The organism is Caballeronia terrestris (assembly GCF_001544515.1).
GTDB lineage: Bacteria > Pseudomonadota > Gammaproteobacteria > Burkholderiales > Burkholderiaceae > Caballeronia > Caballeronia terrestris.
The window spans coordinates 12484-27361 of sequence record NZ_FCOL02000040.1 but is presented as its reverse complement, the minus strand read 5'-3'; the positions used below and the strand labels follow the sequence as shown (position 1 = coordinate 27361).

15 protein-coding genes are annotated in these 14878 nt (G+C 63.9%); 8 read left to right on the top strand and 7 right to left on the bottom strand.

The window, feature by feature from the left end; genetic code table 11:
• Nucleotides 1-12 precede the first annotated feature (12 nt).
• Both AWB67_RS25060 and AWB67_RS25055 read left to right on the top strand, forming a co-directional pair.
• On the top strand, nucleotides 13-825 hold the full coding sequence (locus tag AWB67_RS25060) for a substrate-binding periplasmic protein (RefSeq protein WP_087658919.1): 813 nt from the start codon (nucleotides 13-15) through the stop codon (nucleotides 823-825).
• Nucleotides 822-3971, top strand: coding sequence for a bifunctional diguanylate cyclase/phosphodiesterase (locus AWB67_RS25055; protein WP_087658918.1), 3150 nt, complete (start codon nucleotides 822-824; stop codon nucleotides 3969-3971). The genes AWB67_RS25060 and AWB67_RS25055 overlap by 4 nt, the downstream gene beginning before the upstream one ends.
• Nucleotides 3972-4016: 45 nt before the next feature.
• Here AWB67_RS25055 and AWB67_RS25050 read toward each other — a convergent pair whose 3' ends face one another.
• From AWB67_RS25050 to AWB67_RS25030, 4 genes are all read right to left on the bottom strand, one after another.
• A complete protein-coding gene (locus tag AWB67_RS25050) occupies nucleotides 4017-4439 on the bottom strand; it encodes an Hsp20/alpha crystallin family protein (RefSeq protein WP_087658917.1) in 423 nt (140 codons plus the stop codon).
• Nucleotides 4440-4464: 25 nt separating this feature from the next.
• Nucleotides 4465-4905, bottom strand: coding sequence for an Hsp20/alpha crystallin family protein (locus tag AWB67_RS25045; RefSeq protein WP_087658916.1), 441 nt, complete (start codon nucleotides 4903-4905; stop codon nucleotides 4465-4467).
• A 257-nt stretch (nucleotides 4906-5162) separates the two neighbouring features.
• A complete protein-coding gene (locus AWB67_RS25040) occupies nucleotides 5163-5444 on the bottom strand; it encodes a hypothetical protein (protein ID WP_235025298.1) in 282 nt (93 codons plus the stop codon).
• Between the two features lie 474 nt (nucleotides 5445-5918).
• Nucleotides 5919-7040 carry a purine-nucleoside phosphorylase gene (locus tag AWB67_RS25030; protein WP_087658914.1) on the bottom strand — a complete coding sequence of 374 codons (1122 nt, stop codon included), beginning with the start codon at nucleotides 7038-7040 and terminating at the stop codon, nucleotides 5919-5921.
• 293 nt (nucleotides 7041-7333) lie between these two features.
• On the opposite strand from AWB67_RS25030, the gene AWB67_RS25025 reads away from it, so the two are divergent.
• Together AWB67_RS25025 and AWB67_RS25020 are read left to right on the top strand one after the other, a co-directional pair.
• Nucleotides 7334-7699 (top strand): hypothetical protein, encoded by a 366-nt coding sequence (locus AWB67_RS25025; protein WP_143328422.1) that lies wholly within the window; start codon nucleotides 7334-7336, stop codon nucleotides 7697-7699.
• Nucleotides 7700-7799: 100 nt separating this feature from the next.
• Nucleotides 7800-8072, top strand: a complete 273-nt coding sequence (locus AWB67_RS25020) for a type II toxin-antitoxin system HicB family antitoxin (protein WP_125477661.1) — start codon at nucleotides 7800-7802, stop codon at nucleotides 8070-8072.
• Nucleotides 8073-8129: 57 nt separating this feature from the next.
• Here AWB67_RS25020 and AWB67_RS25015 read toward each other — a convergent pair whose 3' ends face one another.
• A complete protein-coding gene (locus AWB67_RS25015) occupies nucleotides 8130-8363 on the bottom strand; it encodes a hypothetical protein (protein ID WP_087658911.1) in 234 nt (77 codons plus the stop codon).
• A gap of 172 nt (nucleotides 8364-8535) precedes the next feature.
• Between AWB67_RS25015 and AWB67_RS25010 the strand changes: the two genes are divergently transcribed.
• Both AWB67_RS25010 and AWB67_RS25005 read left to right on the top strand, forming a co-directional pair.
• Complete coding sequence (locus tag AWB67_RS25010; RefSeq protein WP_087658910.1) at nucleotides 8536-10101, top strand: sensor domain-containing diguanylate cyclase; 1566 nt, start codon at nucleotides 8536-8538, stop codon at nucleotides 10099-10101.
• 52 nt (nucleotides 10102-10153) lie between these two features.
• Nucleotides 10154-10393: a hypothetical protein gene (locus tag AWB67_RS25005; protein WP_087658909.1), complete on the top strand. Its 240-nt coding sequence runs from the start codon at nucleotides 10154-10156 to the stop codon at nucleotides 10391-10393.
• Nucleotides 10394-10396: 3 nt separating this feature from the next.
• Here AWB67_RS25005 and AWB67_RS25000 read toward each other — a convergent pair whose 3' ends face one another.
• Together AWB67_RS25000 and AWB67_RS24995 are read right to left on the bottom strand one after the other, a co-directional pair.
• Nucleotides 10397-10852, bottom strand: coding sequence for a response regulator (locus AWB67_RS25000; RefSeq protein WP_087658908.1), 456 nt, complete (start codon nucleotides 10850-10852; stop codon nucleotides 10397-10399).
• Nucleotides 10853-11046: 194 nt separating this feature from the next.
• Nucleotides 11047-11877 (bottom strand): alpha/beta fold hydrolase, encoded by an 831-nt coding sequence (locus tag AWB67_RS24995; protein ID WP_087658907.1) that lies wholly within the window; start codon nucleotides 11875-11877, stop codon nucleotides 11047-11049.
• A 412-nt stretch (nucleotides 11878-12289) separates the two neighbouring features.
• Between AWB67_RS24995 and AWB67_RS24990 the strand changes: the two genes are divergently transcribed.
• Both AWB67_RS24990 and AWB67_RS24985 read left to right on the top strand, forming a co-directional pair.
• Nucleotides 12290-13762, top strand: a complete 1473-nt coding sequence (locus tag AWB67_RS24990; RefSeq protein WP_087658906.1) for a circularly permuted type 2 ATP-grasp protein — start codon at nucleotides 12290-12292, stop codon at nucleotides 13760-13762.
• Nucleotides 13763-13844: 82 nt separating this feature from the next.
• Entirely contained in the window at nucleotides 13845-14873 is a 1029-nt protein-coding gene (locus AWB67_RS24985) for an alpha-E domain-containing protein (RefSeq protein WP_087658905.1), read from the top strand.
• Nucleotides 14874-14878 lie beyond the last annotated feature (5 nt).

The following is a 14878-nucleotide window of genomic DNA, read 5'->3' as shown; positions in this document are numbered from 1 at the left end:
CCTGGAGATATTGTGGTCCGACACGGTCTTGCCGGCCTGCTATTGGCGCTGTCCAGCGCCAGCCATGCGTTCGCAGCCGGTCCCGCCCAAGCCGCGCGCCCCGATTGCTCGCGCCCGCTCACTCTCGCGCTGCACGATCACGGCCTGCTCTATTCCGCCGATACCGACACCGGCATCGACAAGGATTTCGCCGACGAACTGATCCGCCGCAGCGGCTGCAAGATCAGCGTCAGCCTGATGTCGCGCGCGCGGATCTGGCAACTGATCGAATCGGGCGCGCTGGATTTCAGCCTGTCGGGGATCGCCAACGCCGAACGCAACCAGTACGCGTCGTTCGCCTGGTACTTCAGCAACAAATACTATTTGCTCGTGCGCAAAGATGCCGGCATCCAGCGGCTCACCGATTTCGAGCACGAAGACGGCTTCCAGCTCGGCGTGATCCGCAGCTTCCGCTACAGTGATTCGGCGAACCGCCTCGTCGACGAACTCTCCGCCGCGAACCGCACGAGCCAGGCGGGCGGGCTCGATCCGCTCTACCAGGCGCTGATGACGCGCCGCATCCAGGGCATGATCATCGAGCCGTTCGACTACCCCGCGCTCGACGAGCGCAAGATCCGCGACGTCACGACCATCATCGAGTTCAACGATCCGGCGGTGCCGCACGGCCTCATCATGTCAAAGAAAGCGCTGCCGGCCGCCGAGCAGGACAAGTGGCGCGCGCTCGTCAACGACATGCGCGCCGACGGCACCGTGCGCCGCATCTTCGAGAAATACTTCAGGCGCGATCTCGCTGCCTCGATGGTCGATTTCCCGACTCCGCCGTGAACTTTGCGCGCATCGTCCTGTTGCCGCTGATGATCCTGTGCGCGTCGCTTGGCGTGACGTGGGCCGTCTGGGATCACGAACGGCAAGCGTCCCGCCACGAGGTGCTGTCGCAGTTCGACTTCGCGCTCGGCGACGCTGTGAGCCGCGTCGATCAGCGCATGGCGACCTACGAGCTGATGCTGCGTGGCGTGCAGAGCCTTTTCGCCGCGAAGGATCAGATCGAACGCGACAACTTTCGCGACTACGTCGGCACGCTCGTGCTCGATCCGAGCTTCGCGGGCGTGCAGGCGATCGGCATTGTCGAATGGGTGCCGGCCGTGCGCCGCGACGCGCACGTCGCCACCATGCGCAGTCTCGGTTTCATCGACTACGCCATCCAGCCGGGCGGCCCGCGCGCGGACTATGCGCCGATCGTGCAGCGCGAGCCGTACGTCGGCCGCAATCGCGCCCCGCTCGGCTTCGACGCCTGGGCCGACGCCACGCGCCGCACCGCGATGGAGCGGGCGCGCGATTCCGGCATGGCCGCGATCACCGGCAAGGTGCGCCTGACCGTCGACAACGAGCCCGACGCACCGCCGGGCTTCGTGATGTACCTGCCCGTCTACGCACGCGGACTGCCGCACGACAGCGTCGCCGAGCGGCGCGCGAGCGTGATCGCATGGGTGTACGCATCGTTTCGCATGAGCGACGTTATCGCGAGCCTGTATGGTGAGCGGCTGCCCGGACTCGGCCTCGCGATCTACGACGGCGTCGGCATCTCCGACGCGACGCTTTTGCACCGATCGCCGGAAAAGCACCTGCCGCACGTGAAATCCGTGGTGTCCGCGAGCGAGTATCTGGTGGTCGACGGCCACAACTGGACACTCGCGATGCACGCCCATGACGACTTCAGGGCGCGCTTCGGCCGCAACGCCGAATTGCTGATCGCCGTGAGCGGCACGGGCCTGAGCCTGCTGCTCGCGTTACTCGCCTGGCTCACGATGACGGGCCGGCGGCGCGCGCTGCACATGGCGTCCTCGATGACGCGCGAATTGCGCGAAAACGAAGAGAAGTTCCGCGCGATCGCCGATTGCACGGTCAACTGGGAAGTCTGGTGGGGCCCGGACGGCAAGCCGCGCTGGATCAACCCGTCGGTCAGGGAATACACCGGCTACACCGTCGACGAATGCATGGCGATGCCCGACCTCGCCGCCACGCTGATCCATCCGGAAGACATGCCGCGTGTCGCGCCGCTGTTCCTGAAGGGCATGCACGGCCTGCGCGGCGACGATCTCGAATTCCGCTGCGTGCGCAAGGACGGCTCGCTGGTGTGGTTCTCAGTCTCATGGGGGCCGATCCGCGATGCCAAGGGCGCGTTCACCGGCTTTCGCACGAGCGGGCGTGACATCACCGAGCGCAAGCAACTCGAAGCGGAGTTGCGCATCGCGGCGGTCGCCTTCGACTCGCTCGAAGCGATGATGGTCACCGATGCGCGCAATATCATCCTGCGCGTGAATTCGGCGTTCACGGAATGCACCGGCTATACGCCCGAGGAAGTCGTCGGCAGGACGCCGCTTTTCCTGCGCTCCGGCCGTCATGATGAGACGTTCTTCCGCGAGATGTGGGAGGCGGTCGATCGCGAAGGCGGCTGGCAGGGCGAGATATGGGATCGCCGCAAGAACGGCGAGATCTACCCGAAGTGGTTCACGGTATCGGCGGTCCGCGGCGAGGACGGCGTCGTGAGCCATTACGTCGGCACGCATCACGACATCACCGAACGCAAGATCGCGGAGGAGCGGATCAGGGAACTGGCGTTCTTCGATGCCCTCACGCGCCTGCCTAACCGCTCGCTGCTGCTCGACCGCCTGAAGCAGGCGATCACGGCGAGCGCGCGCGGCGACGCATGCGGCGCGCTGCTCTTCATCGACCTCGATCACTTCAAGACGCTCAACGATACGCTCGGCCACGACAAGGGCGACCGCTTGTTGCAGGAAGTGGCGCAGCGGCTTGCCGCGAGCGTGCGCGACAGCGATACGGTGGCGCGCGTCGGCGGCGACGAGTTCGTCGTGGTGCTCGGCAGCCTGCATGCAAGCCGGCAGGAAGCGGCGATCCAGACCGAGGCTATCGGCGAAAAGATTCTCGAAGTGCTCGGCAACACGTACCATCTCGGCGATGTCGAATACCGCAGCACGGCGAGCATCGGCGCGACGGTGTTCCAGGGCCATCGCACATCGATCGACGAGCTGCTCAAGCAGGCCGACCTCGCGATGTACAAGTCGAAGGAGCGCGGACGCAACGCGCTCTGCTTCTTCGATCCCGCGATGCAGACCGTGGTGCTGGAGCGCGCGGCGCTCGAGGCGGATTTGCGCAAGGCCATCGATGAAGAGCAGTTCCTGCTGCACTACCAGGCGCAGATCGCCGACGGCGGCCGCGTGACGGGCGCCGAGGCCCTGGTGCGCTGGCGGCATCCGCAGCGTGGCATCGTGCCGCCCGCGGAGTTCATTCCGCTCGCGGAGGAGACCGGTCTGATCCTGCCCCTCGGCAACTGGGTTCTGGAGACGGCGTGCAGACAATTGACGCTGTGGTCGACGCGACCGGAGACCGCGCATCTGACGATCGCGGTGAATGTCAGCGCGCAGCAATTGCGCGAGCCGGATTTCGTCGACAAGGTGCTGGCGGTGATCGGTCACACGGGCGCGCGGGCGAACCGGCTGAAGCTGGAACTGACGGAGAGCGTACTCGTCGACAACGTGCAGGACATCATTCGGAAGATGTACGCGCTGAAGGCCAAGGGCGTGGTGTTCTCACTCGATGACTTCGGGATCGGATACTCGTCGCTTTCTTATCTGAAGCGGCTGCCGCTGGATCAGTTGAAGATCGATCAGTCGTTCGTGCGCGACGTGCTCGTCGATCCGAACGATGCGACGATCGCCAGAACCATTGTCGCGTTGGCGCAGAGCCTGGGGTTGGGGGTCATCGCGGAAGGCGTGGAGACCGAGGCGCAGCGGGATTTTCTGGCGGGCGCGGGATGTCACGCGTATCAAGGTTATTACTTCTGCAGGCCGGTAGCGATCGAAGCGTTCGAGGCGTTTGTTAGCCGGTTTGATCCGTGGCGAAATTCCGAGAGGGAGCGGGCTGAAGCGCGGGATGGGATTGTGGCTGGATAGAAAAAACCGGCCATCGCCCCAAGACGATGACCGGTCCATCCAACATCACTCCGCCCGAATCTCCACCCGACGCGGACGCGCTTCCTCGCGTCGCGGGATGCTCAGCTTCAGCACGCCGTTCTGCAGATTCGCATCGATTCTCGACGTGTCGAATTCATCGCTCAGCGTGAACGCGCGTGCGAATCGCGGCGCGCGAATCTCGACGTGATTCAGTCTTATGTTGTCCGGCGTCGACACGGCGGCTTCGGCTTCGATATACAAACGCCCGTCGTGTACCTTCACATCGAGCTTCTCGCGCGGCACGCCCGGAAGATCGGCCCACAGCGTGACGCCGTGAGTGTCCTCGACGATATCGACGGCCGGTGTCAGCGTGACGCGCCGCGCCCGATCATCGTTGCGTCGCGCGACTTCACCCGCGTTACCCGCACTGCCCGCGTTACGTTGAGCGACCTGTGTGTTCTCGTTCATGGCTTTCCCTCAAGTCTGGTATCGGTTACTGGATGGCGATCGCGCGCGGCTTCGACGCTTCGCGCTTGCCGACCTTTATCGTCAGGCAGCCGTCCGCATAACGCGCTTCGACCTTGTCCGGATTCACGTTTTGCGGCAGTTCGATCACGCGTCGGAACGCGCCGTGAAACCGCTCCTTCGCATACGTGCGCGTCTCGCCGCTCGCGCTTTTGTCGATCGGCTTGCGCTCGCCGCTGATCGTGAGCGTGTCTTTGTCGACGGTCACTTCGAGCGCGGCGGGATCGACGCCGGGCGCGAACGCGACAATCTCGATCGACTCTTCGGTGCTGCCGATGTTGAGTTGCGGGAACGCGTCGGTGCGGCTCGCGCGGATGCTCGACGGCGCATTGCCGAAGAGCGCCGACATCTGGCGCTGCACGCGTTCGAGGTCTCCGAGCAGATCGCTGCCGAAGTAGAAGTCACTCATGATTTATCTCCGCGTTACATGTCCGTCGATAAGGACGTTGGTATCAGAAAGGGGCTCGACGCGAATGTCGTCGTGCCGTTCTGAAACCGAGATAGGATCTGCGCGGGGAGTTTCAATATCACTCGAACGTTATTTTCGGGTGATGTCGATATAAAGGAGGGGAGGGCTTGAAATGCGTCTTGGTGGCCTTATTTGGCTATGTCCGCTAGCGTGGACATAAAAAGGGACGTGCTGTTCTACACGTCCCGATGTTGCACTTACTGGCCGAAGAAAATGTCGCAGTTCTGCGCGGCGCCGCAAGCGCCTTGACGGCGCGCGGTGGCCGACATGCTGCGTGTATCGGTCGCGCCGCCATAGGACGTTTCATTCGTCGATGCCGCTTGCGTCGATGCTTCCTGTGACATGCTCGAACCGGCGGCGGCTTGCATCGGCCGCATGGTTTGCACGAGTTGCTGCGCTTGCTCGGGCATCTGCGCAAACGCGGCCTGAGCGACGAGAAGTCCTGCTGCGGCAGCAGTGGCGATGAGTTTTACGTTCATGATGAGCTCCTGAGGTATTCGATTGCGTCGGTCGTGTCGGATCGCTCTTAGCGTGAGAGCGAAGGGATGGCGCCTGTCAGAGACCAAGAGACTGCTGACGATGGGCCGCCGGGTTTGGCTAACGCCGCGCACAAGTTGAACCTCGTGCATGACGGCAAGCACAACACTAAATTTATAGACGCCGCCAGCGAACGTATAGTCCTCGTCAAGCGGGTATTCGTTCGAGGGGACTCGATCTGGAGCAATTACTTACTTGCTTGAGCGCGCGTGCTTACAAGACAGGGATTTGCGTTCGCTAGCCGATTAAAAATTGCTTGCCGCTAAGGCTTAAAAGGAAGGGCTTGTCAGCGTTGCTGCTGTGCGGGACAACGCTAATAAATCGAAGAAAAATTCCTCTGAAAGCCTTAGGGCATCAAACGGTTTAAATCAATTCACCTCAAGCACTGGCGACCATACTCGCGCCGCCGCAGGAACTCACCGTGCAGGCACGCCATCACACCACTCTCCCCAATGCGTGGCGATATCCTGTACGAGTGGATTGCCCGCGCGATACAGGTTCTCGATGGCCGGCGCGAAGCCACCTTGCGTCGCATAGTTGACGAGGTTGTCGGCAGCGGGCTGCCCTTCGTACGGACGATCGAAATCAGAACCCGAGCGCAGCGCCGCGACACGGTTCAAATCGACGCGACCCGTGCTCGCCGCGCGCTTGAGCGCTTCGTACGTCGCGTTGTCCTCTTGCTGCGTCGTGCAGTAGACGCCCTTGCCATCGGTGAGTTGGTTCGTCCAGACGCGCGCGCGCTCGCCGATATATTTGCCCGACCACCACGTATCGCCCGCGAGCGTATCGCACCGGATCACCTTGGGCGGGCGGTTCGCCGGCGCGTAGTCGAATTTCGCGCGCGCCGTCTGCGCCTCGGCGCTGTCCGACAGCGTGACATTGCGCGACAGCGCGAAAGCCGTGTCGGCGAGCTTCGCATTCAGCGCGAACACTTCCGTCCGGTAGTCGAGCGGCGGCTTCTGATCGGGTGTCTTCGTATTGATGCCGAGGAAGCCGCTCGGCCAGCTATCGGGTTTCTCGCGCGCATCGATCTCCCACTGAATGCCGAAGTCGACGAGGTACTTCGCCCACGCCGCCGAGCCGATCGTGCCCTGCTGCGGATCGATGCCGGCGATGCCCGCGATCATGAAGTACGTGCGGCGCAGGTCGAAGCGATCGGAGAACGTGAGCGCCATCAGCGACGCCGCCGCGTTCGTGTGGCCCATGCCGGTCGTCATCACGCAGATGTCCTGCCGGTTGCAATGCACATCGGGATAGTCAGGCGAAAGGCCCGGCACCTTGATGGCCTTCCACGGTCCGAGACGATCGAGCCAGACCTGTCCTTCCGGTCCGAACATCGAGATGATCATGACCTTGACGTCGCGGCCTTCGCCGCCTTGATGCCGCTCGAATCGGGAGCCGCCGGAGTCTTGCGCAAACGTTGTCGTACAAGCGCCGAAGGCGAGTGTGGCGGCGATCGCGACCGCGCTCCTTGCGATGAGCACCCGGGACGAGCGGCGGAGCGGCAGGCTCTTCTTCGACAGCGCAATCGCATTCATCGGTGACTCCGTGAGGTTGGAAAGCACAAGGACAGGCCGGGTGGCACGGGGGATTATAGGAGCGAAAAAAGTTCAGGCGGTCGGGAAATCGAAGGCGGATGGCACCTGCGAGGCTGGACGATGCGCAGCCGCGATGATCGTATGTCGACCGCGCCACGCCTGAGAGACTCGTGATGGACATCCATCGAAACGCCGCGCGCCGCTCTTTTTTGAGAAGGTGTTGTCCGCAGACGACGGAGTCTGCAGCGAAGCCGGGCTATGATCCGAACACCTCATCCGTGAGCGAGGGGCGCGTGCCGACGGACATCAACGAAATAGAAGCATGGACGCTGCAGCGGGTCATTTCATCGGCGGTGGCGCTGGCCGAAACCGGCCGCTATCACGATTTCACCGACATCGACTACGAACTGCGCTTCGAGCGCGGCTGGCTGCAGGCGCGTGCGCTGATCGACGAGCGCGAGATGCGCATGTTGCTCAACCGGCGATGCGCTGATGCGCGTGAAGCCCTGACCCCGCCTGAGAAACCACCGGAGCCGGAAGCCTTGAACGAGCCGGAAGTGATCGAAAGCGTCAAGCCTTCGATGATCCGGCAAGCGTTCGCGCTACTGTCGGCCTTGATGCCGTCCCCCACGCGATGGAGGCAGGGGCGCACGGCGTGAGCGTGCGCGTGGAAGGCGACAAGGGCGACCTCAGGCTCCGAACAGCGTATCAATCGACAATGAACGGCCTGGCGCCCGTCGGGCTATAGGACTGATGTGCTTGGCATCGTACCGACCTGATAGCTTCATCGCTGCTGGCATCCTCAAACAACCCGGCATCCGATCCTGCGCCATACGCAGGAACCACCATGTTCAAATACCCGCCTGCCTGATTCAGGACGGCACCGGCTTAGCGGTCAAGTTCTGCGATATACCCAAAGCGATCACTTGCGGCAAGACGCGCAATCAAGCGATCGACATGGCTCCCAACGCGCTCGTCACTGCGATGGACTTCTATTTGGAAGACAAGCGCGCAGTGCCGCCGCCGTCGTAAGCGAAGCACGGCGACGTGCTGATTGAACTGCCGGCGAACTGCGCGGCAAAAGTGCTGCTAAAACAGCTGCTCCTCCAACGGCACGAGATTCCGCCACTTCACCGCGGTCCTCCGCTCTACGCCATCGGCATGAATCGAGCGGATCATCACGCGCTGTCCGCGTGCTTCTCCCAGCACTTCGGCGATGCGGTCCTGATAGCGCATGAGCGCGCCGCGAAGGGGTTTGCGCTTCGAGCGCGCGCGTCGGAGTGAATCGGGCATGGCGATGGGCAAGGGTTGCGACGGCGCCATTTTAGCCGCCGCGTTTCCGAGCGCCGCTGCGGCATAACCGTTACCATGTGCGTTCGACCACACGACGCCGCTATCCGCCGCCGTTAAAGAAACCGCCAGCCCGCGCCGTAAACATGGATAGCGGCGGCTCCGGTGCGGCCTCTCGGAACCCTCGTTCGGACACGGCCACCGTATGTCAGGCAACACCTCCCTCCTCGATTCCATTCTGGCGACACCGCCGACCGAGGACGGCCAGCAAATCACGCCCGCTATCCGCAGTGCCCTCCTCTCGACCGTCCTCGAAGACCGTCGCCCGTTGCTGCTCTCGGGCGCGGCGAGCCTGTTCGTCGCGCTGGTCGCGGCCGTGCGCCTGTATGAGTGGTGGCCGCTCCTGTGGCTAGCGCTCGACCTCGTGATCCTCGGCGCGCGGCTCGGCGTCGTGCATCGATATCGCGTGCGAAGCCGTCCGGCGGCGCTTCACCCCGGACCGTGGGCCGTGCGCTACACGCCGTTTGCGCTCGCCGCGTGCCTGCTCTTCGGACTCGGCACGATGGGCTGCGTGATGTCGGGCGACTATGTGCTCGCCGCGCTCGCCATCATGGTGACGGCGGGCATCCTCGGCGGGATTGCGTCGCGCAACGCGTCGCTGCCGCGCCTCGCCGTCGCGCAGGTGTGCCTCGGCGCGGTTCCGATCGGCATCGGCGCGGCGCTCGCCGACGACACCGCCTGCTGGATCCTCGTGCCGCCGCTCTTTCTGTACATCGGCGCGATGGCGTCGGTGGTGCAGCGCCACTACGGCGGCCTGGTCGGCCTGATGACGGCCGAGCAGCGACACGCGGAACTCGCGGCGCGCTTCGACGCCGCGCTCGCCCACATGCCGCATGGACTCTGCACGATCGATGTGGACGGCCGTGTCGTCATCGCGAACCGGAAAGCGGCGGAACTGTTCGGCGCGACCGTCGAGATGCTGCGGCTCAACGTGCCGCTGCCGGAATTCATCGGCTACGTGGGGCTCGCGAAGTTCGGCGAGACGCTGCGCTCGCAACTCGTCGAGCGCTGCACGCAATGGCTCGCGGACGAACGCACGCCGCTCGACCTCAAGCTCACCGACGGCCGTCATCTGGAGATGACGCGCAATCCGGTGCCCGACGGCAGCGAGGTCGTCATCATCGAGGACGTCACCGAGCGCAAGAAGTCGGAGGCGAAGATCCTGCACTGGGCGCATCACGATTCGCTGACGGGCCTGCCGAACCGCCGCTACCTGAGCGATCACGCGGGACGGCTGATGGCCGGATGCGCGAGCGGCGTAGGGCATCGCGTGACGGTGATGTACGTCGATCTCGACGGCTTCAAGGACGTCAACGATTCGCACGGCCACAACGCCGGCGACGAAGTGCTGAAGCAGGTCGCGGACCGCCTGCGCAACGTGATGCGGCGCGGCGAACTCGTCGCGCGGCTGGGTGGCGACGAGTTCGCGGTCGTCGTCACGCAGACGGGCGCGTCGTCAAGTGATGTGCTCGCGCAGCGCATCGTCAAGGAGCTGGGCGCGCCGTACTTGCTGTCTTCGGGTACGCGGGCGGTCGTGTGCGCGAGCGTCGGCATCGCGGTGGCCGAGAAGGGCGAAACGTTCGATCAGGTCCTGAAACACGCCGACCTGGCACTCTACGATGCGAAGGCGACCGGACGGGGCGTCGTGCGAGTACGAGGTCCGCGGCACACCTCGGACGAAGCCTCGGCGCTTTTCGCGCGCGAACCTTGAGGGTTGTGTTTAAGATGCGCGTGAAAATATCGAATCGGAATCGGGAAGAAATATGCGGAAGAAGAGTCAGGGATTTGCCGTCGTAGCGGTTCTGGTCGGCGTCGCCGTGTTCGCCACGCTCATGATCGTGAGCTACGGTGGCGGCGGCAAGCACGCGCAGGTGACCGATCCGGGCACCGTAGAGAGAACCGTTGCCGCCAGCGATGCCGCTCCCGCCGGTTTCGCACTCACGCCGCAACCGCAACCGTCATCGCACGACGCGACGAGCGTCGCCCAGCATCCCGCCAACTAAATCTCAGCGCGGCGTCCCCGGCGCGAAGGCTTCGTCGAGCAGATCGGTCATTTGCCAGACGGCGCACGGCCGACGGCAATGTCCGTCGTAGCCCGCTTCCTTCAGCAGATGAACCGGTTCCTCCGGCAAAAACCCGCTCATCGCGATGATGTGACTCGCCGGTTCCTCGTTGATCGCGTGCAGTTCGCGCACGAGCGCGTAGTTGCCGCATGCGCCGATGCGCGTGTCGAGAAAGATCACCTGCGGCTGCCACGTTCGAACGATCGTTCGTAGCGACGCTACGTCGAGCACGTACTGCGAGGCAAATCCCTTCAGCGCAAACAACGACACGAGCGACTCGCCGAGTGCCTTGTCGGCATCGGCGACGAGTACGCGTTTCGACTTCGACGTGTTGCGTTTGTGCTTGCGATTCCAGAGTGCATATCGTGCCAGGCTCGGTTCGGACGCGCGATTGTTCACGTAATCCTCGTCAGGGTCGGGGATGGCATTTTTGACTTCATTGGATGCCGTTCTTGTGCATCGCAGCAGCGTCGTGCACCAGCTTGGGACGACGAACGCACTGCGCCGGGGCATTTATCGGGCGCGCGGCCCGTCTGGACGTGCGCGCCGCTATCAGGTGGCTACGAAATGCACTATTTGGGCCAGGGTCGCGTTCAGGCCTCCGACTGCATGAAGGCAAGCAACTCCCCGACGATCGCTTCCGGCGCGTCCTCCTGCATCAAATGACCTGAGCCAGCCACACGCGTGAAGCGCGCGCCGGGAATCATCGCCGCGAGCGCTTCACCGCGTTCGATCGGAATCCAGCCGTCCTCCTCGCCCCACAGAATCGATACCGGGCAACGCAGCGTCCCGTACCCCGGCTCGACTTCGTCGGTGTAGCGCTGGTCCATCTGCGCGATCTGCCGATAGAACGCCGCTTGCCCCGTCGCGCCCGTCCACGGCGACGAATGGATGCGCAGCGTCTGGGCATCGAGCGGACGGTGCACCGCGCCTTGCAGATACGCGTCGAGCATCGCCTGATGGATGTACGCCGGCACGCCCGCGAACGCCGCCTCGTGCTGGCGCACGTGTCGCACGAACGGCGAGCCCCACGGCGCGACCGCCACCGGATCGATCAGCAGCAGCGACCGGTATTCGCAGCCGTTCAGGAGCGCGGCCCGCAGCGCCGTCGCCCCGCCGAAGTCGTGGGCGACGATGTCGGGCCTGTCGATCCGCCAGTGCTTGAGCAGCGCGGCAAGCAGCCGGTTCTGCACGCCGAGCGACACGTCCTGCCCATCGCGCTGCTCCGACATCCCGTAGCCGAGCAGATCGAAATAGAAGACGCGCCGCGTGCGTGCCGCGATCGGCGCGATGCGTCGCCACACTTGCGACGAAAACGGCGTGCCGTGGACGAACACCATCGGCTCGCCTGACCCGATCACGCCGTAGCGGACGGTCTGGCCATCGAATTCGAACGATTCAGGCAGGAAGAGAACGCCGGTCATGAGTGGCTTCGGCCTCGATAAGTTGACGAACGCCAAGGATAAAACGAAGCCGGGTGCAAATCTTGCCCCGTGCTGGTGCGTCCGCCTGATTACACGCGTTCCACCGATCGCCGCGCAATTCCGTACGCGCCACGCCATGCAAGACCCGCCCATCAAGCGCGGCTCACATGGCGCGCTTGTTGCTTTAACCAAAGAGTTAAATCGACTGGGGCGCGGCGACGGATGACGCAACGCGTTGTGCATCGCGCGTTGTCGCTCTTTTTGTCGGGGAAGAATATGTGCATCGCGCTTTGGGCACGCGCCGCACATGAAGCACCGGCCCCAGTCCGGTGCACCGATTGCGCGCGTACTGAAGGCAGGCACAAGAAGGCCGGAGTCGATCCGGCAGGCACTTCACATGGAAGACCGGTTTATGACGCAAGCATTCTTCAACGAGATGTTCGAGCGATCCGACTTGCAGGCGGCCGGTGTGCCGCCCGCGGCATTTCGCGGTGCGGGCGATCCGCGCACACACTACCTCGAATTCATGAACTGGCTCGCGACGCAAAGCGAGCAGCAGATCCGCAACAAGCGAGCCGAAGCGGACCTCAACTTCCGGCGCGTCGGCATCACGTTCGCCGTGTATGGCGCGAAGGACGAGCCCGGCGTCGATGCAGAACGCACGATTCCCTTCGACGTGATCCCGCGCATCTTTCCCGCCGCTGAATGGGCGGCGCTCGAACGCGGCCTGCGACAGCGCGTGAACGCGCTCAACCGCTTCATCCACGATGTCTATCACGAGCAGGAGATCATTCGCGCGGGCATCATTCCCGCCGAGCAGATCCTGAACAATGCACAGTACCGGCCGGAGATGGTCGGCGTGAACGTCGTGCGCGATATCTATGCGCATATCGCGGGCATCGACATCGTGCGGGCGGGGCAGGGCGAGTTCTATGTGCTCGAGGACAACCTGCGCGTGCCGTCGGGTGTCTCGTACATGCTTGAGAACCGCAAGATGATGATGCGGCTCTTCCCGGATCTCTTCGCGCGCAATCGCGTGGCGCCGGTCGCGCACTATCCCGACCTGCTGCTCGACACGCTGCGCGCCGCCGCACCCGATGGAGTCGACAACCCCGGTATCGTCGTCCTGACGCCGGGCATGTACAACTCGGCATACTTCGAGCACGCGTTCCTTGCGCAGCAGATGGGCGTGGAGCTGGTCGAAGGGCAGGACCTCTTCGTCGATAACGATCACGTCTACATGCGCACGACGCAGGGTCCGCAGAGGGTCGACGTGATTTACCGGCGCCTGGACGACGACTTCCTCGACCCGAACGTCTTCCGCGCGGATTCGACCCTCGGCGTGCCGGGCCTGATCGCGGCGTATCGCGCGGGCAACGTGTCGCTGTGCAACGCGGTAGGCACGGGCATCGCCGACGACAAGTCGATCTACCCCTACGTGCCGGACATGGTGCGCTTCTATCTCGGCGAGGAACCGATCCTCAACAACGTGCCGACGTGGATGTGCCGCAAAGCCGATGATCTCGGTCACGTTCTCGACAACCTGCACGAACTGGTCGTGAAGGAAACGCACGGCGCGGGCGGCTATGGCATGCTCGTCGGGCCGGCATCGACGAAAGCGGAGATCGAGGCGTTCCGCGCGGCGCTCGTCGCCAATCCGGCGAAGTACATCGCCCAGCCGACGCTCGCGCTCTCGACCTGTCCGACCTACGTGGAAGCGGGCATCGCGCCGCGCCACATCGACTTGCGGCCCTTCGTGCTGTCGGGCAACCAGGTGCGCATGGTGCCGGGCGGTCTCACGCGCGTGGCGTTGCGCGAAGGGTCGCTCGTCGTGAATTCGTCGCAGGGCGGCGGCACGAAGGATACGTGGGTGCTCGAGCGCTGAAGCGTTGGAATCAGCGCTGGAACGCTGGAAGAAGCACGTCGGACCATTCAACAAAGAGTCGAACAAGAGGACTGGACCACCCATGCTGAGCCGTACCGCGGATCATCTTTTCTGGATGGCGCGCTATACCGAGCGCGCCGAAAACACCGCCCGGATGCTCGACGCGAATTACCAGTTGTCGCTGCTGCCCCAATCCGACGAATACGCGGAACTGGGCTGGCGCGCGATGCTGTCGATTTCGGAGCTCTCCGGCGACTATGCCGCCGGGCATCAAGGCATGAGCAACCGCGACGTCATCGATTTCATGGCGCGCGACCTGTCGAATCCGTCGTCGATCATGAGTTGCCTGCGCGCGGCTCGCGAGAACGCGCGCGCCGTGCGCAGTTCGACCAACAGCGAGCTGTGGGAAAGCCTCAACACGACGTGGCTCGATGCGCAGCGCCTGCTCGCCGACGGTGTGCTCGAACGCGATCCCTACGAGTTCCTCGAATGGGTCAAGTTCCGCTCGCACCTGTCGCGCGGCGTGCAACTCGGCACGCTCGTCAAGGATGATGCGTTCTGGTTCATGCGCCTCGGCACGTTCATCGAACGCGCGGACAACACGGCGCGCATTCTCGACGTGAAGTTCGAGATGCTGGAGCAGCGCGCGGATACGTCGGCGCAACCCTTCGATTACTACCACTGGACGGCGGTGCTGCGTTCGGTGTCGGGCTTCGAGGTGTACCGCAAGGTGTATCGCGATGTGATTACGCCGGAGCGCGTCGCGGGGCTGCTGATCCTGTACGTCGACTGGCCGCGTTCGCTTGCGGCGAGTATCGCGGAAGTGCAGCACCTGATCGGTCGCGTGATGAACGGTCGCAGTTCGGAGACGTCGAGGCTCGCGGTCGCGCTGTGTCAGGAACTCGCCGACGGCCGCATCCAGGACATCATGGATAGCGGACTGCATGCCTATCTCGTCGATTTTCTTGCACGTGTGAACGATCTCGCGAGCCGCATCAGCCGTGACTTCCTGGTGCCGCTTGCACCGGACCAAGGCGCTCAGTCGCAATCGCGGTCGCAAGAAGGGCAAACGCAGAAGCAGAAGCTGGAGCCCACGCCGCCGGTGGCATGAGCACC

Excerpts from the sequence above, each read along its gene's own strand:
- AWB67_RS25050 (WP_087658917.1), bottom strand. The coding sequence starts at position 4,439 with ATGAACGAGAACACACAGGTCGCTCAACGTAACGCGGGCAGTGCGGGT.
- AWB67_RS25045 (WP_087658916.1), bottom strand. The coding sequence starts at position 4,905 with ATGAGTGACTTCTACTTCGGCAGCGATCTGCTCGGAGACCTCGAACGC.
- AWB67_RS25040 (WP_235025298.1), bottom strand. The coding sequence starts at position 5,444 with ATGAACGTAAAACTCATCGCCACTGCTGCCGCAGCAGGACTTCTCGTC.
- AWB67_RS25030 (WP_087658914.1), bottom strand. The coding sequence starts at position 7,040 with ATGAATGCGATTGCGCTGTCGAAGAAGAGCCTGCCGCTCCGCCGCTCG.
- AWB67_RS25015 (WP_087658911.1), bottom strand. The coding sequence starts at position 8,363 with ATGGCGCCGTCGCAACCCTTGCCCATCGCCATGCCCGATTCACTCCGA.
- AWB67_RS25010 (WP_087658910.1), top strand. The coding sequence starts at position 8,536 with ATGTCAGGCAACACCTCCCTCCTCGATTCCATTCTGGCGACACCGCCG.
- AWB67_RS25005 (WP_087658909.1), top strand. The coding sequence starts at position 10,154 with ATGCGGAAGAAGAGTCAGGGATTTGCCGTCGTAGCGGTTCTGGTCGGC.
- AWB67_RS24995 (WP_087658907.1), bottom strand. The coding sequence starts at position 11,877 with ATGACCGGCGTTCTCTTCCTGCCTGAATCGTTCGAATTCGATGGCCAG.
- AWB67_RS24990 (WP_087658906.1), top strand. The coding sequence starts at position 12,290 with ATGACGCAAGCATTCTTCAACGAGATGTTCGAGCGATCCGACTTGCAG.
- AWB67_RS24985 (WP_087658905.1), top strand. The coding sequence starts at position 13,845 with ATGCTGAGCCGTACCGCGGATCATCTTTTCTGGATGGCGCGCTATACC.